The sequence below is a fragment of the Trueperella sp. HMSC08H06 genome (assembly GCF_001808465.1).
Lineage (GTDB): Bacteria > Actinomycetota > Actinomycetes > Actinomycetales > Actinomycetaceae > Trueperella > Trueperella bernardiae.
In genome coordinates this window covers 1-18,731 of sequence record NZ_KV793350.1, presented here as the reverse complement: position 1 = coordinate 18,731, position 18,731 = coordinate 1, and the positions used below count along the sequence as shown (strand labels likewise).

Sequence of the window (18,731 nt, the reverse complement as noted above, 5' to 3'; positions counted from 1 at the left end):
ACAGTTCAGCCACACAGAAGGGTGCCTCCCCAGTGCGGGGAGGCACCCTTCTGTGTACTGCGTACCGTGGCGGGGACGAGGTGCGCCTCGTCCCCGCCACCCGGCCCTAGTTGCGCTTACCGGCGCGCACGTGGTGGACGATTGCGAGTCCGAGGCCGCCCCACACGGTGACGAGGGCGACGATCATCATGACGATAGCTGAGGTACCCATGGTGTGCTCCTTATTTGGTGAGTGAGGCGCCGGCGTCGTGGAAGGCGACCGGATCGTAGTCGTCCACGTTGGTTCGCCACGGCACGAAGGACAAGATGAACGAGATGAAGACGACTGCCACGATCATGAACCAGCCGTACTGGTAGACGAAGGTCTGGGGGTAGGAATCGTAGCCCTCGGTGATGAGGCTGTAGGCGGTCAGGACGAGCGTGACCGTGAGGATCGCGGGCGTCACCACGCCGACCAGCGCGTACCACCACGATCCGATCTTGATCGACGAGTAGTAGTTGAGGTGGTGGCGCAGCTCCGGTAGCTTCTCCGCCACGAAGGTGATGAGGCCGGTCATGACGATCGCGGCGGTGACGATGCCGAGCTCGTTGATGAACTTGTCCACCACGTCGAGAGCGTTGAGGCCGTTCGTCGTCGAAAAAACGAAGACGGAGGCCACGCCCGCGACGCCGGTGGCGATGAGTGAGGCGAGGCGGCGCCGAAGCCCGAACTTCTCCTGGACCGCGGCGGAGACCACCTGGATGAGGGAGACGAGCGAGGTGAAGCCGGCGATCGTGAGGCTGGCGAAGAAGACGAAGCCGAAGACGGGCCCACCGGGCATGAGCGAGATAATCGCGGGGAAGGTGACGAAGGACAGGATCGGGCCGGTGATGCCCTCGAGCTCGCTGACCCCCACGCCGCTCTGCATCGCCATGTAGCCCAGGGTGGCGAACACGCCAATGCCGGCGAGGATCTCGAAGGAGGAGTTCGCGAGGCCTGTGACGAAGCCGGTGGAAGTGACGTCGGTGCGCTTGCCGAGGTAGCTGGAGTAGGTGAGCATGATGCCGAAGGCCACTGACAGGGAGAAGAAGATCTGTGAGTAGGCCGCGATCCACACCTGCGGGTTGGCGAGCGCGGACCAGTTGGGCGTAAAGAAGGCGTTGAGACCCTCGGCGGCGCCGGGCAGGAAGAGGGCGCGGACCACGAGGGCGGCGAAGATGACGATGAGGAAGGGGATGAAGAAGCGAGAGAGCTTTTCCAGACCGCGGGTGACGCCGAGGGCAATGACGATCGCGGCGGCGGCCCACACGGCCACGAGCGGCCAGAAGATGCCGGGCACGACCTCGGAGCTGGCGCCGGGGTCGGACAGCTGGAGGAAGTCGCCCACGAAGAAGTTCAGCGTGTTCTCTCCCCAGGCTTCGTTGACGGAGAAGAACATGTAACGCACGGCCCACGCCAAAATCACGGCGTAGTAGGCCATGATGACCAGGCAGATGAGCACGTGGAACCAGCCGAGTGCCTCCCACTTGCGCGAGATGCGGCGGAAGACGGTAGGGGAGGATCCGCGGTAGCGGTGGCCGAGGGAGTAGTCGAGGAGCAGGATCGGGATGCCTGCCGTGAGGAGTGCGACGAGGTAGGGGACGAGGAATGCCCCTCCTCCGTTGGTGTAGGCAACCCCGGGGAATCGCCAGATGTTGCCAAGGCCGATCGCGGATCCGACGGCGGCAAGGATGAAGCCATATTGGCCCGACCATTGCTCACGTTTCGCTGGCGGGTTCATCGTGTCCTCTTTTCGTGTGCGTGGTATCTGTTGAGCACATCATCTTTAGTTGTGCCCACATTCGCGAGCTTGCCCAGATGGTGGACGGTGATCCTACGGGCTGGGACGGGGTGGAGTCGGCGTCGGGAGCCCTCCTCTTGGTCCCTGGGCGAGCTATGATCCCGCGCACCCTCGCCGTTGCCGGGGAGGGCGTGGCGGTAGAGTAGTCGGCGTGAATGAACTGATTCTTGGCATTGAGACCTCCTGTGATGAGACGGGCGTGGCGCTCGTGCGCGACGGCGAGCTGCTGGCCGACGTCACCGCCACGTCGATGGACGAATACGCCCGCTACGGCGGTATCATCCCAGAGATCGCCTCGCGCGCCCACCTGGAGTCCTTCGTTCCCACCCTGGATGCCGCGCTTGAGAAGGCGGGCGTGGCGCTTGACGACGTCGACGCAATCGCGGTCACGGCCGGCCCCGGGCTGGTCGGCCCGCTCACCATCGGCGTCTCGGCTGCGAAGGCCCTGTCGCTGGCGCTGAAAAAGCCGCTGTACGCCGTCAACCACATCGTGGGCCACATCGCGGTGGACCAGCTCGTTCACGGCGAGTTTCCCGAGCGCTTCATCGGGCTCGTGGTCTCCGGCGGTCACTCCCACCTGCTCAAGGTGGACTCCATTGCGGACTCGATCGAGGAGCTGGGCGGCACGCTCGACGACGCCGCCGGCGAGGCCTTCGACAAGGTCGGCCGCCTGCTCGGCTTGCCCTACCCGGGCGGCCCCCATATCGACAAGCTCTCCCAGAAGGGCGACCCGCACGCGATCGCCTTCCCGCGCGGCCTCTCGCGCGGCAAGTTCAAGGCCCGCCACCAGTACGACTACTCCTTCTCCGGAGTCAAGACGGCGGTGGCCCGCTACATTGAGGGCCTCGAAGCGCGCGGCGAGGAGCTGCCGAAGGAAGACATCGCGGCCAGCTTCTCCTTCGCTGTGTGCGACGTGTTGGTGGAGAAGGCGTTCGCGGCCTGCCAGATCCACGGCTGTGACACGCTAGTGGTGGGCGGCGGCTTCTCCGCCAACTCCATGTTGCGTGCCATGGCCGAGGAGCGAGCGCAGGAGTACGGGATCACCGTGCGCATCCCGCCGATCCGCTATTGCACTGACAACGGCGCAATGATCGCGGCGCTCGGCTGGTCGGTGGTCCGCGCCGGCGGCCTGCCCTCGCCGCTTGACGTCACAGTTAACACGGGCCTTCCGCGCCAGACGGTGGTGCTGCGCTAACCGGCTCTTCCCCGCGGGGTGTGGCCGTCAGAACTCGTGAATATACCGGCTGCCGATCGTAGAGGCGCCCGGTGGACCTCAGATTCACGAGTTGTGTCGGGCGCGCTCTAGAGCAGAAGGAGCGACAGCGCCATGACGGCCATGCCAGAGATGAGGCCGACAATCGCGTGGTGGTGCTGGCCGAATTTCTCGGCCGAGGGCAACAGCTCGTTGAGCGAGATGTAGACCATGACACCGGCGATGCCAGCGAAGGTCATGCCGAAGATCGTGTCGTTCATGACCTGGCGCAACACGATGTAGCCCACGAGCGCGCCCACGGGCTCGGACAGTCCGGAGGCGGAGGAAAGTATGAAGGCGCGGCGGCGCGAGCCGGTGGCGTAGTAGATCGGCACGGAGACCGCAATGCCCTCGGGGATGTTGTGGATCGCGATGGCCACCGCCACGGGGATCGCCAGTTCGGGGCTGTACAGGCCGGACATGAAGGTGGCGAAGCCTTCGGGGAAGTTGTGGATGGCGAGTGCGAGGGCGGTCATGAGGCCCATGCGCATGAGCTTGGCCTGCGCGCCGTCTTTGATGACGAGGGTCTGGTCGCCGGGCTGGGAGAGGAAGTCGTCGGCGTCGTGGAACTCGTGCGGGTTCGAGGCGTCGGGGACCAGCCAGTCGATGAGCGCGATCACGGCGATGCCGGCGAAGAATCCGCCCGCCATGAGCCACTCGGCGTTATCGCTGACACGGGAGAGAATGTCCACCGCGTTGGGCATGATCTCCATGAAGGACACGTACAGCATGACGCCCGCGGAAAATCCAAGGGCGAGGGAGAGGAAGCGTGGGGTGGGCGTACGGATGAGGAAGGCCGCGCCGGCTCCGATGCCCGTGGCGAGGCCGGCGAGTAGCGTGAGCATGAAGGCGAAGACTTCGTTGGACATGGGCACCCCTTTTTCGGTACACCGAAAGTCTTGCCCGATGGGGGCGTCGTGTCAAACTAGCGTTCGCAGAGGAAGACGCGGTGCTTGCCCGTGAGCGTGGGGGAGGCGATGAGGGTGGCCTCGCCGGGGCGCTTCGGGTCGAGCTTGAGCTTTTTGCGGAAGGCCTCCGGCTCGAGCTCGGTGCCGCGCTTCTTGATCTCCGCCCGCCCGACGTTCAGTTTCGCCAGCGCCTTGCGCAGCGGCTTGGGCTCCGTGGTGTACGTGCCGAGCACGGTGAAGCGCGTGAGGAAGGGTGAGTCGATTGGTTCGTTACCCGTGAGGTAGGCGATCCCGGGCGCGATAGGGGCGAGGCCGTGGTGGGCGCAGATCGAAGCGATCGAGCCGGAGCGGATGATCGCCGGGTCCGGCTCGAAGATGAACGCCCCCACGGGCTCGGGGGACAGAAGCGTGGGAGGTACGTGCGGGTTCACGACGCCGGCATCCCAGGTTGCGTTGGTGGCGCCGGCGACGACGAGCGCGCGGCGGCCAGGGGAGGGGGCGGCGTCGCCGAGCCAGATGACGGCCTCGACGAGCGAGCCGTCCACCGAGATCCACTCCACGAGCGCGTCCTCGGGGATCGCGGCGTAGTCGATGCCGGGGGCGACCTTGATGCCGGCGGTGGGGAATGTGCGGGCAATCTCAATCGCCTCGCTCAGGGGTGGGGCCCAGTCCTCGGGATTCTTCAGCCGCTTGCCGTCGCGCCGGCGGGCGGGGTCGATCCACACGGCGTTGGCGCCGAGGGAGGCGAGGTCGATGTCGCGGGCGTCAGCGTGCAGGACGCGCGCCTCCGGGAAGGGCGTGAGGTTGTAGGTGGCCGCCGCGGCGGCGTCGGGATCCATCTCAATCGAGGTGGTGAGCAGGCCGAGGCCCGCGAAGGCCAGGGAGTCGGCGCCGATCCCGCAGCCGAGGTCGATCACGTGGGTGGCGCCGGCGTCGCGCAGGCGGGCGGCATGGAAGGCGCCCACGCTGAGCCGGGTGGCCTGCTCCAGGCCGTCGCGCGTGAAGATCATGCGCCCTGCGAACGGGCCGAACTTGTCGTGGGCGCGCTCGCGCAGACGGCTTTGGGTGAGGGCCTCGGCAATGAGGTCCGGATCGTAGCCCTCGCGCTGCAGGCGCTCGGAGAGGGGAAGGACCTGGGAGTGGTCATAGGGCGGGAGGGACTCGAGGAGTTCCAAGCCGTCGGGGGTCAATAGCATCGCGCTCACGCCCCCATCGTCTCACAGTGTTCGCGCTCAGCGTGCTCCCTGGCACTCTACTTGAAGGAGTGCCAAAAGGGCGTTACTCTTTATGTCGGTAGCAAACGCTACGGCCTGGTACCGGCCCCCGCGACGGCGGTTAGCCAGCGAACAGTTTTGTGAGACGAGAAGGAGGAGCCGCATGACGGTCTCCATTAAGCCGCTCGATGACCGCATCGTCATCCAGCAGGTTGAAGCTGAGGAAACCACCGCATCTGGCCTTGTTCTGCCGGACACCGCCAAGGACAAGCCACAGGAGGGCACGGTTGTGGCCGTTGGCCCCGGCCGGATTGACGACAACGGCAACCGCGTTGCCATGGAGGTCGCGGTAGGTGACACCGTGATCTACTCCAAGTACGGAGGCACCGAGGTCAAGTACGGCTCGGATGAGTACATCATCCTCTCCCAGCGTGACGTGCTGGCGGTCGTGACGCGCTAAGTAATGCTGAGGTGAAGGCTCCCCGGGGTTCAGCCCCGGGGAGCCTCGCCACCTCCTGGCGTGGGCCCGGGCTCGCTGGAGGGGTGAGATGGGCATCCCTGCCCATATCTTCGGCGCTGGGTGTGCCCTCGCTTGGCGCTCTTTGCCAAACGCTCTCGTCGGCAACCAGCACACCGAATAGAATGGAAAGCGGTTCGGGCGGTGTGAATTACCGCCCTTGAGCCGGTTTGCTGCGGCCACTTCCATGTCGACTCTCGTGGAGTCCCTCTACCGCCTTGAGGTTTGGGGGCGTAATACCAGAGGTGTAGAAAGGTTGCCAAATATGTGTAGAAGTGGTGGTTATTTCTGAAATATGATCGCCAGCACGCGAGCAGCTACATGCTCCTGTTGAGGTGGCAACGGTGCCGCCGTTAGTATGAGGCGGCTCTATGTTACGTGGAGTTTTAGCCTTAGCCGCTATGTTTACGCTGGCGGTTCAGCCTATGCCGTTGGCATCACAAGAGAATACTGAAATGGATTCCGTCGTACACGTTGATCGATTTCAGAGTGACAGTGCCGTCAATGAAGACGGATTCGTTGAGGTGACAAACAAGTATAAGGTTAAGTTGAGTGGTAAGAGTTATACCATTGTCTCTGATGCTCGACTACTTGATGAAGAAGCAGTTTTGGATCGTTTTCGTGCGGAGAATCAACTTGCTCTCGATCGGATGTCGGAGATAGTTAGATTCTCGGCACTGACAATGGATAACGTAGACGACTACGTAACGGCGCTTATCCCGGTGATGACTGCCACCGAATACGAAGGCAATGCTATTACGCCTCGTGATGTTCAGGATGCGAACTCAATCCTTAGTATGTGTTTCTTGCTCTTAGGAGGCGAGAACTCCGATCTATTGGATGATGCCCTCGGGGTAATCGACGGGCTGGATCCTTCATCTGAGGAATTTGCATTGAGCCTTGATCGGGTTTCTACCTACGCGCCAGCGCTTGCAGGTGACAATGCTGACTTTGTACAGGATGCTCAGGTTTTTTCTCTCTAGCCGTAGTGCTGTAGTCCCCTTTTCTGCGACGCCTGGAATTGATGGAAGCAGTTTCTCTTTAACGAGGGCGAACAACTACGCAAAGCGTTGGGCGTATTCGCATAATCCGCAATACGAGTATTATGCGGGTCGTGACTGTGCGAACTTTTTGTCGCAGATCATGAAGGCCGGTGGTTTTAAAGAGAATGCAGTTTGGAGTTATCGCGCAGGGAATCCGACTCATTCGTGGTCGGTGGCGAATGGCCTTGCCAATAGATTTGGAGTGACGAGGAAGACCACATCTTTGACGACGTTTACTTCTCGTGCTGTCGTCGGGCGGCCGGTGGCATTATATAATAACACCCGGATCTATCATGTTGGATACGTGATGGGAAAGAGTGGCTCGTCCTCTTATCATGGTGTGTCGTATCGACCGTTAACAATTGCACAACACACCGATGGCTATTACGGGTCAATGGACGGTGGGGCTGCAAGGCGTTGGCGTGATCAAGGTAGGTGGGTGACGCCATGAGGGGCGGTGTGCTACTGCAGGTCGGTGTACTTATCTCTGCCTGTCTTCTACTTAGCGCGTGTGCGAGTAGCGAGGAACGTCTTGATAAACTCTCTCGGGCGATGATCGATGGCGGATACGCGACATCCTTTGAGCCGACGGATCAAGGTTATCTCGATAGGTTGGAGTCGGCCGGTTTGGGTGTCAGTGATGGCTGCATGAGCATCATAGAGATCACCGACCGTGAAAGGCTCGTCTTTGCTTCCGAGACTGGAATGCTTGCTACCGAGGTTGATGCGGCGTCACTGGCTATGGATTCGGATGGCAACACGGCAGTCAATGGTCGATTTATCCTGGTTAAGTCTCTCCAGGATGGCGAGTATTGCGCCACGCTCTACGGAGACTACTTGGAAGATCGCCCCTCACCTGAGATGGATGCGCGCCACGATGAGGCGGCGCGCTATTTCCGGTCGATTGGATAGTGCCCAAGGTCGGTCGGTGAGCCTGGGCGTGGGCCCAGGTTCACCGACGCCGGGCTGGCCAGCCGTCCTAAGGTGTGAGACCTGATGTCGAACCGGCATTTCGACCCTTGAGACAGAATTTGCTTAGCCCTCCCGTCTGAGCTGGAATAGTAGAGCGCCGGCGCGAGTCGGGGCTTCGCCAAGCAAGGGAGAGACAGTGCTCAAGGTTGGAATCGTCATGGGAAGCGCGAGCGATCTGCCGATTGTCCGCAAGGCGGCAGACATGCTCGATACGCTGGAAGTCCCCTACGAGGTCCACGTGTACTCGGCACACCGCACGCCCGATCAGGCGGCGGATTTCACCCGGAATGCCCGCGCGAACGGGATCGGTGTGATTATCGCTGCGGCCGGCATGGCGGCCCACCTCGCGGGTGCCGTGGCGGCGAACACCACGCTGCCCGTGATCGGCATTCCGCTCACCTCCTCCAACCTTGATGGCATGGACGCCCTCCTGTCCACCGTCCAGATGCCCCCGGGGATGCCGGTGGCCACGGTCGCGATCAACGGTGCGAAGAACGCGGCCATCCTCGCCGCCCAGATCATTTCCCTGACCGACCCGGAGCTCGCCGCACGCATCGAGGCCGATCGCGAGGCCACAAGGGCCGCCATCCTCGAGAAGAACGCCGAAGTCGAGGCCGAGTTTAACTAAGTGCAGGGGCGCCAGCAGGCGCCCCTTATCACGTGCGCGTTGCGCGCTTATCGATAACCATCACCTATCAAGAGAATCGCAGGAACATGTACGGTCCCCAGCTTTACGAAGGCAAGGCAAAGAAGGTTTACGCAACGGACAATCCGGAGCAGGTTGTGGTGTCCTACAAGGATGACGCCACGGCGTTCGACGGCCAGAAGAAGGGCACGATCGCGGGCAAGGGTGTGGTCAACAACCGCATGTCGAACCTGGTGATGCGCATCCTCGAGGAGCACGGCGTGCCCACCCACTACGTGGAGGAGCTGAGCGACCGTGACACGATCGTGAAGAAGGTGGACATCGTCCCGCTCGAGGTCATCATCCGCAACGTGTCGGCCGGCTCGTTCGCCAAGCGCTACGGCGTGGAGGAGGGCATCGTCTTCGACGCCCCCACGATCGAGTTCTCCCTCAAGGACGACGCCCTGGGCGATCCGCTCATCAACTCCTACCACGCCCTCGCTCTCAAGCTTGCCACCGCTGAGGAGATCGAGCAGATCAAGGACTACACGTTCACGGTCAACCGCGTCCTGTCCGAGTACTTCGCCACCCTCAACCTGCGCCTGGTGGACTTCAAGGTCGAGTTCGGCCGCCTCGCGGATGGCACGATCGTGCTGGCGGATGAGATCTCCCCGGACACGTGCCGCCTGTGGGACCTGGATACGGGCGAGAAGCTGGACAAGGATCGTTTCCGCCGCGACCTGGGCGGCGTCGAAGAGGCCTACGCCGAGGTCATGGCGCGCGCCCTGGGCAACAAGTAACAAGTAGCGGGAGTTTAGGCCACCAATGGCTCTTGAAGAGGAATGCGGGGTCTTCGGGGTTTTCCGGCCCGAGGCCGGTTATGTCGCGCACGATTCGTACTACGCCCTTTACGCCTTGCAGCACCGCGGGCAGGAGAGCTGCGGGATCGTGGTCAACGACGACGGCGTGTTCGCCGAGCACCGCGACGTCGGCCTGGTCGGTGACGTCTTTACTGCCCCTGTGTTGGAGCGCCTGGGGACGGGCGAGATGGCGACGGGCCATGTGCGCTACGGCACGACGGGCTCGCGTAGCCGGATCAACGCCCAGCCGCTCGTGGTCAACCACATGAAGGGCACGCTGGCGATCGCCCACAACGGCAATCTGGCCAACGCCTCCGAGCTCCGCCGGGAGTTGGAGATGCGCGGCTCGATCTTCCAAACGACCACGGACACCGAGGTGATCTCGTACGAGATCATCCACGAGCGTCTGCGCACCAAGTCGATCGAGGCCGCTGTCGAGTCGGCGATGAACTACCTGGTGGGGGCGTATTCGTTGGTGGTGATGTCGCCGCAGAAGCTGCTGGCGATTCGCGATCCGCACGGTTTTCGCCCGCTGTGTATCGGCACGCTCGACGACGGTGGAGTCGTCTTCGCGTCGGAGACGTGTGCGTTGCACGCGGTGGGCGCCACCTACCTGCGGGATGTGGAGCCGGGGGAGATCGTCATCGCCGAGCGCGCGCCGGAGGGGGCGCAGGCCCCGATTTCGCTGCGTTCGATTCGCACGCACTGCGGCACGACCCCGCACACGGCCTGCGTGTTTGAATACATCTACTTTGCGCGCCCGGATTCGGACGTGGATGGGATGAGCGTGCATACCGCCCGCCAGCGCGCGGGCCGCTTCCTCGCCCAGTCACACCCGGCGGAGGCGGACATCGTGGTGGGCGTGCCCGATTCGGGGCTTGACGCCGCGATGGGCTTCTCCCAGGAGTCCGGTATTCCATACGACACGGGATTCATCAAGAATAAGTACATCGGGCGTACCTTCATCTCCCCGGGCCAGTCCAGCCGTGAGCGTGGGGTGCGGATCAAGCTCAACCCGGTGCCGTCGGTGGTGGCGGGCAAGCGCGTGGTGTTGGTGGATGATTCGATCGTGCGTGGCACTACCTGCAAGCGCATCATCCGCCTGCTGCGCGAGGCAGGCGCCACGGAGGTCCACTTCCGGGTCTCGGCACCGCCGTTCCTCAACCCGTGCTACTACGGCACGGACATCGATTCGCGCGAGAAGCTCATCGCGTGCCATATGAGCGAGGAGGAGATCCGGCAGGATATCGACGCCGATTCGCTTGGCTACCTCTCGATCGAGGACGCGCGGCGGATGGCCGAGCCGGCGAAGATCGGTGGCTTTTGCACGGCGTGCTTCGACGGCAATTACCCCACCCCGGTGAGCGACCCGGAGGTGAGCCGCTACAAGCGGACGATTAGGACGGGCGTGGTCAAGACCGACGACACCCCCACGATGTGGCAGATGAAGGAGGCTCGCCCATGACGAGCGATTCCCATTCCGATTCCTACGCGGAGGCCGGGGTCGATATCACGGCCGGTTATCGGGCTGTGGAGCTCATGGCCCGGCACGTGGAGCGCACCCGCACCCCGGGCGTGGTCTCAGGTTTGGGCGGGTTTGGGGGCCTGTTCGCCCCGGAGGTGGCGGGCATGGAGCGCCCGATCCTCGTATCGGGCACGGACGGCGTGGGCACGAAGCTCAAGCTTGCCTTTGCGCTCGACCGCCACGACACGGTGGGTGTCGACTGCGTGGCAATGTGCGTCAACGACATCGTGTGCTCTGGCGCCCGCCCGCTGTTTTTCCTCGACTACATCGCGTGTGGCAAGAATGTTCCCGAGCGCATCGAGCAGATCGTGGCCGGCATCGCCGAGGGCTGCGTGCAGGCGGGCGCGGCGCTGATCGGCGGGGAGACGGCCGAGATGCCGGGCTTCTACCCCGAGGATGAGTACGACCTCGCCGGCTTCGCGGTGGGCATGGTGGACGAGGCGAAGATGATGAAGAACGAGGCCCTGCCGGGCGACGTCGTGATCGGGCTTGCGTCCTCCGGCGTGCATTCGAATGGCTTTTCGCTGGTGCGCCGCGTGTTCGACATGGACCCGGAGGCCCTCGGCACGCACTACCCGGAGTTGGGCCGCACGCTCGGCGAGGCGCTCATCGAGCCGACGAAGATCTACGTGAGGCCCATCCTGGCGCTGGCCGAGGCGGTGGACGTCAAGGCGGTCAGCCACATCACCGGCGGCGGCCTGTACGAGAATCTGCCGCGCGCCCTGCCCGCCGGGCTTGGCATGCGGATCGACACAGCCGCGATCGCCCGCCCGCCGATCTTCGACCTCATCGCGCGCGAGGGTGACATCCCCGAGCGCGACATGTACAACACGTTCAACATGGGCCTGGGCATGGCCGTGGTGGTCAGCCCCGACGACGTCGATGGGGCACTTTCCGCCCTGGCCGCCGCGGGCGAGCCGGGCACCGTGATCGGCGAGGTCACCGCGTCGGAGGGCATCGAGCTGTGAGGGTAGCTGTGCTCTGCTCGGGCGGGGGAACCAACCTCCAGGCGCTCATTGACGCCGCGGCCGATGGCCGCCTCCAGCACGCGCAGCTGGCGCTCGTGGGCGCGGACCGGGACTGCTTCGCGCTTGAGCGCGCCGAGCGGGCCGGGATCTGCGCCGTGCGCGTGGCGACCAGCGACTTGGCCCGGGTGCTCGAGGAGGCCGCGATCGACGTCGTGGTGCTGGCCGGGTACCTGGCGATCGTGCCGGCCGAGGTCACGAGCGCCTACGCGGGCCGCATGATCAACATCCACCCCTCGCTCCTGCCGGCCTATGGCGGCCCGGGCATGTACGGCCTGCGCGTCCACGAGGCCGTGTTGGCCGCGGGCGAGGAGGTCACGGGCGCCACTGTACACCTGGTCACCGACGAGGTGGACGGCGGGCCGATCCTGTGCCAGGCCGAGGTGAAGGTCGAGCCGGGGGACACCCCGCAGTCGTTGCAGGCGCGTGTGATGGAGCAGGCCGAGTGGCGTCTGTTGCCGGCCGCGCTCGCGGAACTAACGCAGAAGCTGGAAGGGGCTGGCCGATGAAGGTCATGGTCATTGGGTCGGGCGGGCGCGAGCACGCGATCGTGCGCAAGCTGGCGCAAAGCCCGCGCGTGAGCGAGATCGTGGTGGCGCCGGGCAATGCCGGCATCGCCCGCGAGGACGGCCGGGGAGCCGCCGTCACCCGCGTGCCGATCGGCGCGCTCGACATCGATGAGCTGGTCACCTACGCCGCATCGAACGCGGTAGACTTCGCCGTCGTCGCCCCGGACGACCCGCTCGTGGCCGGCGCGGTGGACGCCTTCGCCGCCGCCGGGATCCCCGCCTTCGGCCCGAACGCGGCCGCCGCCCAGATCGAGGGCTCGAAGTCGTTCGCGAAGGCCTTCATGGCCCGCCACGCCATCCCCACCGCCGGTTACGCCGTCTACGACGACGAGGCGGCGGCCCTCGCCCACATCGCCACCTGCCCGCTGCCCGTGGTGGTCAAGGCTGACGGCCTGGCGCTCGGCAAGGGCGTGACCGTGGCACTCACGCGTGAGGATGCCGAGTCGGCCGTGCGCGAGGCGATGGCGGGCCGCTTCGGCGAGTCCGGCAAGCGCCTGGTGATCGAGGAATTCCTGACCGGCCCGGAAGTGACCGTGCTGGCCTTCACGGACGGTAAGGCGATCCGCCCGATGGTGTCCGCCATGGATCACAAGCGCCTGCTCGACGGCGACCAGGGCCCGAACACCGGCGGCATGGGCGTCATTGCCCCGAGCCCGCTCTACACGCCTGAGGTCGCGCAGCGGTGCGAGCGCGAGATCTTCCGCCCCACCGTGGACGGCCTGGCCGAGGAGGGCACGCCCTTCACCGGCTGCCTCTACTTCGGCCTGATCCTTACCGAGGACGGCCCGAAGGTCATCGAGTACAACTGCCGCTTCGGCGACCCCGAGACCCAGGTGGTCCTCCCACTCCTCGAGTCCGACCTGCTCACCATCTTTGAGGCCACGACGAATGGGACGCTGGGCGAAGTCGACGTCGACTTCGCACCCGGCGCCGCCGCCTGCGTGGTCATGTCCGCTGAGGGATACCCGGCCTCGCCGCGCCGGGGCGACCCGATCGACCTGCCCGCCGACCTCGAGGAGCACGTGGTCATGGCCGGCGTGGCCGAGAACGAGGGCCAGCTGGTGACGAACGGGGGCCGCGTGCTCGGCGTCGTCGGCCAAGCCGATACCCTCGCCGGCGCCCTCGACCTCGCCTACGAGCGCACCGCGCGCATCTCCTTCGCCGGAGCCCACTACCGTACCGACATCGCCCACCAGTTCCGCCACCCGTAAAGGAAAATCATGCACCGCATCTACGTCGAAAAGAAGCCCACCGAACGCCTCGAGGCGGCGGCCCTCGCGTCCGAACTGCGCGACGTCCTCGGCCTGAACGTCGGCCAAGTGCGCGTGCTCAACCGCTACGACGTGGATGGGCTCACCGACACCGAGTTTGCCGCCGTCGTCCCCACGATCCTGTCCGAGCCGCCCGTGGACGTCACGTTCTCCTCGCTTGACGACGCCGACCTGGCCGGTCACGTCTTTGCCGTCGAGTCGCTGCCGGGCCAGTTTGATCAGCGCGCCGACTCGGCCGCCCAGTGCATCCAGATCCAGCTGTCCGGGCAACGCCCGGCCGTGCGGGCCGCGAAGGTCTATGCGATCGAGGCGGACGAGGCGGCGCTCGCGGCGATCAAGGGCTACGTCATCAACCCGGTGGAGGCGCGGGAGGGCGACCTGGCCCAGCCCGAGAGCCTGGAGGCGGACGTGACGGAGCCGGCCGACGTCGTGAGCGTGGAGCTGGTCGGCGCGACGGATGCCGATCTTGTTGCTCTACGCGCCGAGTTGGGGCTCGCTATGAGCGAGGCGGACCTGGCGATGCTGCGCGACTACTTCGCCGCCGAGGGCCGCCAGCCCACGATGACCGAGGTCAAGGTGGTGGACACGTACTGGTCGGACCACTGCCGGCACACCACGTTCAACACGATCTTGGACGAGGTAACCTTCGCCGCCCCGCAGGTCGAGCAGGCCTTCCAGACCTACGTGGACGCGCGCGCCGAGCTCGGGCGCACCAAGCCCGTCACCCTCATGGACATGGGCACGATCGGTGCGAAGGTGCTGCGCTCGCGCGGCAAGCTCGTCCATCTCGACGAGTCGGAGGAGATCAACGCCTGCACGATCCGCCGCGACGTGGAGGTGGACGGCAGGGCCGAGCCGTGGCTCATCCTGTTCAAGAACGAAACGCACAACCACCCCACCGAGATCGAGCCCTTCGGCGGGGCAGCCACCTGCATCGGCGGTGCCATCCGCGATCCGCTGTCCGGGCGCGGCTACGTGCACGGCGCCATGCGCCTGACCGGCTCCGGCGACCCGCGCACGCCCCTGTCCGACACCCTCGAGGGCAAGCTGCCCCAGCGCGCGATCGCCCAGCGCGCGGCCGCGGGCTACTCCTCCTACGGCAACCAGATCGGGCTGGCCACCGGCATCGTAGATGAGATCTACCACCCCGGCTACGTGGCCAAGCACATGGAACTCGGTGCCGTGGTCGCGGCCGTGCCGGCCGACCAGGTGCGGCGCGAGGAGCCGACGGCGGGCGACGTCGTTGTGCTAGTTGGCGGCGCCACCGGGCGCGACGGCATCGGCGGGGCCACCGGCTCGTCCAAGACACACACCACCGAGTCCCTCACTACGGCCGGCGCCGAGGTCCAGAAGGGCAACGCGCCCGAGGAACGCAAGCTCCAGCGCCTCTTCCGCAACCCGGACGCCTCCCGCCTCATCAAGCGATGCAACGACTTCGGCGCGGGCGGCGTCGCCGTGGCTGTGGGTGAACTCACCGACGGGCTCGACATCAACCTCGACGCCGTGCCCAAGAAGTACGAGGGCCTGGACGGCACCGAGATCGCGATCTCCGAAAGCCAGGAGCGCATGGCCGTGGTGGTCGAGGCCACCGACGCCGAGGAGTTCATCGAGCTCGCCGCCTCCGAAAATCTGCAGGGCACGATCATCGCAACTGTCACCGATTCGGCCCGCCTGCGCATGTTCTGGCGCGGGGCGCCGATCGTGGACATCGCCCGGTCCTTCCTCGACACGAACGGCGCCGAGCAGCGCGCTCGTGCCGATGTCGCGCCCGCGGGAGACTGGCGCGCCACCGCCCTGGGGCGTGCCGGATCGTTCGCCGAGCGCCTGGCCGAGGTGGCGGGCGACCTCAACGTGGCCTCCAAGAAGGGGCTCTCCGACCGCTTCGACTCCACCGTGGGCGCCGGCACCGTGCTCATGCCCTACGGCGGCACCCGCCAGGCCACCCCGATCCAGGCGATGGCCCACCGCCTGCCCGCCTTCGCCGCCACCGACGCCGCGACCGTCATGGCCTGGGGCTACAACCCCTACCTCAGCGAGGCCAGCCCCTTCCACGGCGCCTACCTCGCGGTGATCGAGTCCGTGGCCAAGCTCGTGGCCACGGGGGCCAGCGCCGACGACGTCTACCTCTCCTTCCAGGAATACTTCGAGGGCCTGGGCGAGGACCCGGCCCGCTGGGGCAAGCCCGTGGCCGCCCTGCTCGGCGCGCTCGAGGCCCAGATCGGGCTCGGCACCGGCGCGATCGGCGGCAAGGACTCGATGTCCGGCTCCTTCCAGGACCTGACCGTGCCGCCCACGCTCGTGTCCTTCGCGCTCGCGGTGGACGACGCCGGGCACATGGTCCCCAACCAATTTAAGGCCGCCGGCAACCGGGTGACGGTGCTCCGCCCGCGGATGGCTGAGGGCGGGGCGCTCGCGGGCCTGCCCGAGCCTGAGTCGCTGCTCGAGGTTTTTACCCAGGTCACCGAGCTGCTACGCAGCGGTGCGGTGGTCAGTGCATACACGCCCGGCCGCGGCGGCCTCGCCGAGGCCGTGGTGAAGATGGCCGCCGGTGAGGGGCTTGGTTTTGACTTCGAGGGCGCCGACCTCGACTCGCTCTTCGACTACGCCTACGGGGCCTTCGTGCTCGAGTGGGCCGACGGTGTGGGGGCTGAGGGGGTCGGCGGTACCGCAGGGGGTGGCGCGGACGGCGTCGTCGGCGAGGTGCTCGGAACCGTGGCGCCGGAGGGCTTCTCCTTCGGCGAGGAGCGCGTGGCCAGCGCCGAGATCTTCGAGCTCAACGAGTCCGTGCTCGACGTCGTCTACCCCCGCCACGCCGACCAGCCCGGCGAGGTGCCGGCGAACGTGGGGAGCCAGCCGCGCGTCGTCAATACGAAGGGGGCGGCAAGGGCCGGCGTGAGCGCCCTCATCCCCGTGTTCCCTGGCACGAACTGCGAATACGACACCGCGCGGGCCGTTCAAGCCGCGGGCGGCAAGGCAAACGTGTTCGTGGTGAAGAACCGTAGCGAGGAGGACATCGCGCGCTCGGTGGAAGGATTCGCCGCCGCGCTCGCCGATTCCCAGATGCTCGTCATCCCCGGCGGATTCTCCGGCGGCGACGAGCCCGACGGCTCAGCCAAGTTCATCACCTCGTTCCTGCGCAACGAGGCTCTGGTGGAGGGCGTGGGCCAACTGCTGGATCGCGACGGTCTCATCCTTGGCATCTGCAACGGCTTTCAGGCCCTGGTCAAGCTCGGGCTGGTGCCGTACGGCAAGATTGTGGAGCCGCGCCCCGAGGCACCCACGCTCACCTTCAACCGGATCGGCCGCCACCAGTCGAGCATCGTGCGGGTGCGGGTGGAGAACACTTCCAGCCCGTGGCTGGCCGGGGTCAAGCCGGGGGAGGTCTACTCGGTGCCGATCTCCCACGGCGAGGGCCGTTTCCACGTGTCGGACCAGGACCTGCAGGCGATGATCGCGGGTGGGCAGATCGCCACCCGCTACGTTGACCTGGCGGGGGAGCCCACCATGGACATCGCCGCCAACCCCAACGGCTCAGTGGCCGCGATCGAGGGCATCACCTCGCCCGACGGGCGTGTATTTGGCAAGATGGGCCACGCCGAGCGCATCGGTGCAAACCTCTACCGCAACGTGCCGGGCCGCTACGACATGAGGCTCTTCGAGTCGGCGGTGGCCTACCTGGGGTAGGGAGGCCACCGACACCGGCGCACAAACCTACTTTTGCCCCTTGCGGTGGCGCTTCTGGGGTACGACGACGTCGGGTATCTCGCGTTGCATGAAGCGGTCAAACTGGGGGACCGTGAGTGACGCGTAGCCGTGTGTAGGAGTGTAAAGCAAGCCCATGTTGATCAACTCTGACCGCGTGGGCCCGAGGCTTTGTGAATCGCGATGCATCACCTTAGCTACAGCACTAGCCTTTTGAGGACCGGGTCCGAGCTCTGCCATAGCGCGGAGATAAGCAGCTTGAAGTGGGGTGGCGCGGTCAAGGCGAACGCGGAAGAACGACACATCCAAACCTGACTCGAAAATCGGGATCGACCTCTCGACATCGTGGCGTCGAATCGGGGATTCCGGTGCCACCCCCCACACAGCAGATCCAAGCTCCTGAATAAAATAGGGGTACCCCTCAGTGACGTCGATCGCGCATTGCAGTGCGTCTTCTTCCCAAATCACACCTTCTTGGCGTGCTGGATCAGCGAACGCTTTGCGTGCATCGTCTTCGTCAAGCGAGTCAATCTTTGGAAAAGTAAACAGGCGCTCCGAATACGATTTCGCATCTCCAGCCAACTCGGCGATCTGTGGTAGGCCAGCTCCCACCAAAGTGATAGGCAGAGCGCGCTGAACGGTCTTGTGAATGGCCATGATGAGGGATTCCAACTGGTTGCGATCCAGGAACTGGATTTCATCGATCAGTAGGACCACTCCGCACTTATGTGCTTGGGCTGCTTCTCCGACGCTCACGAGAAGCTCGGTCAAGTCATATTCGAGTACTTGTGAATCAGCTAGACCGTCAAAATCAGTGATATTGAGGCCTGCGCTGATAGCTCCATCAGGATCGAAGCTCATAGAAAATGAGCCGAGGACCCGTGCCGCCCTTTCGAGGCGAGCGTCCCATCTTTTTCGAGGGCGAAATACGCAACAGTGTGGTACGAAGCCTCATGGCAATCTGCTGCCGGAACCGATTCTCATCGTGTTTTGATGCTTCGAACTCGACAGTGACCCACCCCGAATACTCGGCGCGCTCACGAAACTCGTTAAGCAGAACAGTCTTGCCAACTCCGCGCAACCCGGTGATGATCATCGAGCGGGCGGGGCGGCCTTTCATGCTCCTAGCCAAGAGAATCTCAAATCTATTCAGTTCATCCTCACGGCCAGCAAGAACGGTGGGTTTCGCACCTGCATTGGGGGTGTACGGGTCATCGACGTACTGTACGTACTAATTTTATCAGGTTTATGCATTTATGGGCATTTTATCTAACTAAGCTAAAGCGCCCATAAATACATAAAATAGCGATAAATGGATAAAATCGGTCGGTTCGAGGCTGTGTGGCTATGTCGCCTCGGGTGAATCACCCTCGCCGCCGGCGCCGGATTAAAATATCTTGGACGTTTTCGGGGCGATCTCCCCATATG

Annotated in this window: 19 protein-coding genes; 13 read left to right on the top strand and 6 right to left on the bottom strand. The window is 64.8% G+C overall.

The genetic code is table 11. From position 1 onward, the window contains the following. Positions 1 to 106 precede the first annotated feature (106 nt). Positions 107 to 211, bottom strand: coding sequence for a methionine/alanine import family NSS transporter small subunit (locus HMPREF3174_RS09235; RefSeq protein ID WP_143602046.1), 105 nt, complete (start codon positions 209 to 211; stop codon positions 107 to 109). Between the two features lie 10 nt (positions 212 to 221). Continuing rightward, positions 222 to 1,760, bottom strand: a complete 1,539-nt coding sequence (locus HMPREF3174_RS04160) for a sodium-dependent transporter (protein WP_070448046.1) — start codon at positions 1,758 to 1,760, stop codon at positions 222 to 224. A gap of 20 nt (positions 1,761 to 1,780) precedes the next feature. On the opposite strand from HMPREF3174_RS04160, the gene HMPREF3174_RS04155 reads away from it, so the two are divergent. Together HMPREF3174_RS04155 and tsaD are read left to right on the top strand one after the other, a co-directional pair. After that, positions 1,781 to 1,966 (top strand): hypothetical protein, encoded by a 186-nt coding sequence (locus HMPREF3174_RS04155; protein ID WP_062613534.1) that lies wholly within the window; start codon positions 1,781 to 1,783, stop codon positions 1,964 to 1,966. Positions 1,967 to 1,971: 5 nt separating this feature from the next. Beyond that, complete coding sequence (tsaD, locus tag HMPREF3174_RS04150; RefSeq protein ID WP_070448042.1) at positions 1,972 to 3,015, top strand: tRNA (adenosine(37)-N6)-threonylcarbamoyltransferase complex transferase subunit TsaD; 1,044 nt, start codon at positions 1,972 to 1,974, stop codon at positions 3,013 to 3,015. Between the two features lie 107 nt (positions 3,016 to 3,122). Here tsaD and zupT read toward each other — a convergent pair whose 3' ends face one another. Then, a complete protein-coding gene (zupT, locus tag HMPREF3174_RS04145; protein WP_070448040.1) occupies positions 3,123 to 3,941 on the bottom strand; it encodes a zinc transporter ZupT in 819 nt (272 codons plus the stop codon). 56 nt (positions 3,942 to 3,997) lie between these two features. Further along, the gene (locus HMPREF3174_RS04140; RefSeq protein ID WP_101923786.1) at positions 3,998 to 5,176 is read right to left on the bottom strand and encodes a class I SAM-dependent methyltransferase; all 1,179 of its coding nucleotides are present in this window, start codon (positions 5,174 to 5,176) and stop codon (positions 3,998 to 4,000) included. Positions 5,177 to 5,357: 181 nt separating this feature from the next. Here HMPREF3174_RS04140 and groES point away from each other — a divergent pair, with 181 nt between their 5' ends. The 11 genes from groES (at position 5,358) to HMPREF3174_RS04090 (ending at position 17,285) form a co-directional block, all read left to right on the top strand. Continuing rightward, positions 5,358 to 5,654: a co-chaperone GroES gene (gene groES, locus HMPREF3174_RS04135; RefSeq protein ID WP_062613530.1), complete on the top strand. Its 297-nt coding sequence runs from the start codon at positions 5,358 to 5,360 to the stop codon at positions 5,652 to 5,654. A 428-nt stretch (positions 5,655 to 6,082) separates the two neighbouring features. Continuing rightward, positions 6,083 to 6,694, top strand: a complete 612-nt coding sequence (locus tag HMPREF3174_RS09230) for a hypothetical protein (protein ID WP_145989874.1) — start codon at positions 6,083 to 6,085, stop codon at positions 6,692 to 6,694. Then, the gene (locus HMPREF3174_RS09660) at positions 6,654 to 7,205 is read left to right on the top strand and encodes an amidase domain-containing protein (RefSeq protein WP_145989875.1); all 552 of its coding nucleotides are present in this window, start codon (positions 6,654 to 6,656) and stop codon (positions 7,203 to 7,205) included. Before HMPREF3174_RS09230 ends, HMPREF3174_RS09660 begins: the two co-directional genes overlap by 41 nt. 101 nt (positions 7,206 to 7,306) lie before the next feature. Then, the gene (locus HMPREF3174_RS04125) at positions 7,307 to 7,666 is read left to right on the top strand and encodes a hypothetical protein (protein ID WP_062613863.1); all 360 of its coding nucleotides are present in this window, start codon (positions 7,307 to 7,309) and stop codon (positions 7,664 to 7,666) included. A 196-nt stretch (positions 7,667 to 7,862) separates the two neighbouring features. Then, positions 7,863 to 8,354, top strand: a complete 492-nt coding sequence (purE, locus tag HMPREF3174_RS04120; protein WP_062613864.1) for a 5-(carboxyamino)imidazole ribonucleotide mutase — start codon at positions 7,863 to 7,865, stop codon at positions 8,352 to 8,354. 86 nt (positions 8,355 to 8,440) lie between these two features. Further along, positions 8,441 to 9,151: a phosphoribosylaminoimidazolesuccinocarboxamide synthase gene (gene purC, locus HMPREF3174_RS04115; protein WP_070444876.1), complete on the top strand. Its 711-nt coding sequence runs from the start codon at positions 8,441 to 8,443 to the stop codon at positions 9,149 to 9,151. A gap of 25 nt (positions 9,152 to 9,176) precedes the next feature. After that, on the top strand, positions 9,177 to 10,676 hold the full coding sequence (gene purF, locus HMPREF3174_RS04110; RefSeq protein WP_070448038.1) for an amidophosphoribosyltransferase: 1,500 nt from the start codon (positions 9,177 to 9,179) through the stop codon (positions 10,674 to 10,676). After that, positions 10,673 to 11,704 carry a phosphoribosylformylglycinamidine cyclo-ligase gene (purM, locus tag HMPREF3174_RS04105; protein ID WP_062613866.1) on the top strand — a complete coding sequence of 344 codons (1,032 nt, stop codon included), beginning with the start codon at positions 10,673 to 10,675 and terminating at the stop codon, positions 11,702 to 11,704. Before purF ends, purM begins: the two co-directional genes overlap by 4 nt. Then, complete coding sequence (gene purN / locus HMPREF3174_RS04100; RefSeq protein WP_068538507.1) at positions 11,701 to 12,270, top strand: phosphoribosylglycinamide formyltransferase; 570 nt, start codon at positions 11,701 to 11,703, stop codon at positions 12,268 to 12,270. The genes purM and purN overlap by 4 nt, the downstream gene beginning before the upstream one ends. Then, positions 12,267 to 13,541, top strand: a complete 1,275-nt coding sequence (gene purD, locus HMPREF3174_RS04095) for a phosphoribosylamine--glycine ligase (RefSeq protein WP_068538506.1) — start codon at positions 12,267 to 12,269, stop codon at positions 13,539 to 13,541. Before purN ends, purD begins: the two co-directional genes overlap by 4 nt. A 9-nt stretch (positions 13,542 to 13,550) precedes the next feature. Further along, entirely contained in the window at positions 13,551 to 17,285 is a 3,735-nt protein-coding gene (locus tag HMPREF3174_RS04090; protein ID WP_246783060.1) for a phosphoribosylformylglycinamidine synthase, read from the top strand. A gap of 27 nt (positions 17,286 to 17,312) precedes the next feature. Here the strand turns inward: HMPREF3174_RS04090 and HMPREF3174_RS04085 are convergent, their stop codons facing one another. Further along, the gene (locus HMPREF3174_RS04085; RefSeq protein WP_246783059.1) at positions 17,313 to 18,164 is read right to left on the bottom strand and encodes an ATP-binding protein; all 852 of its coding nucleotides are present in this window, start codon (positions 18,162 to 18,164) and stop codon (positions 17,313 to 17,315) included. Then, positions 18,148 to 18,423 (bottom strand): ATP-binding protein, encoded by a 276-nt coding sequence (locus tag HMPREF3174_RS09550; protein ID WP_244899250.1) that lies wholly within the window; start codon positions 18,421 to 18,423, stop codon positions 18,148 to 18,150. The genes HMPREF3174_RS04085 and HMPREF3174_RS09550 overlap by 17 nt, the downstream gene beginning before the upstream one ends. Positions 18,424 to 18,731 lie beyond the last annotated feature (308 nt).

Bases quoted from the DNA above. Each gene is read 5' to 3' on its own strand.
- HMPREF3174_RS09235 (WP_143602046.1), bottom strand. From the start codon at position 211: ATGGGTACCTCAGCTATCGTCATGATGATCGTCGCCCTCGTCACCGTG.
- HMPREF3174_RS04160 (WP_070448046.1), bottom strand. From the start codon at position 1,760: ATGAACCCGCCAGCGAAACGTGAGCAATGGTCGGGCCAATATGGCTTC.
- zupT (WP_070448040.1), bottom strand. From the start codon at position 3,941: ATGTCCAACGAAGTCTTCGCCTTCATGCTCACGCTACTCGCCGGCCTC.
- HMPREF3174_RS04140 (WP_101923786.1), bottom strand. From the start codon at position 5,176: ATGCTATTGACCCCCGACGGCTTGGAACTCCTCGAGTCCCTCCCGCCC.
- groES (WP_062613530.1), top strand. From the start codon at position 5,358: ATGACGGTCTCCATTAAGCCGCTCGATGACCGCATCGTCATCCAGCAG.
- HMPREF3174_RS09230 (WP_145989874.1), top strand. From the start codon at position 6,083: ATGTTACGTGGAGTTTTAGCCTTAGCCGCTATGTTTACGCTGGCGGTT.
- HMPREF3174_RS09660 (WP_145989875.1), top strand. From the start codon at position 6,654: ATGCTGACTTTGTACAGGATGCTCAGGTTTTTTCTCTCTAGCCGTAGT.
- HMPREF3174_RS04125 (WP_062613863.1), top strand. From the start codon at position 7,307: ATGATCGATGGCGGATACGCGACATCCTTTGAGCCGACGGATCAAGGT.
- purC (WP_070444876.1), top strand. From the start codon at position 8,441: ATGTACGGTCCCCAGCTTTACGAAGGCAAGGCAAAGAAGGTTTACGCA.
- purF (WP_070448038.1), top strand. From the start codon at position 9,177: ATGGCTCTTGAAGAGGAATGCGGGGTCTTCGGGGTTTTCCGGCCCGAG.
- purM (WP_062613866.1), top strand. From the start codon at position 10,673: ATGACGAGCGATTCCCATTCCGATTCCTACGCGGAGGCCGGGGTCGAT.
- purD (WP_068538506.1), top strand. From the start codon at position 12,267: ATGAAGGTCATGGTCATTGGGTCGGGCGGGCGCGAGCACGCGATCGTG.
- HMPREF3174_RS04090 (WP_246783060.1), top strand. From the start codon at position 13,551: ATGCACCGCATCTACGTCGAAAAGAAGCCCACCGAACGCCTCGAGGCG.
- HMPREF3174_RS04085 (WP_246783059.1), bottom strand. From the start codon at position 18,164: ATGAGCTTCGATCCTGATGGAGCTATCAGCGCAGGCCTCAATATCACT.
- HMPREF3174_RS09550 (WP_244899250.1), bottom strand. From the start codon at position 18,423: ATGAAAGGCCGCCCCGCCCGCTCGATGATCATCACCGGGTTGCGCGGA.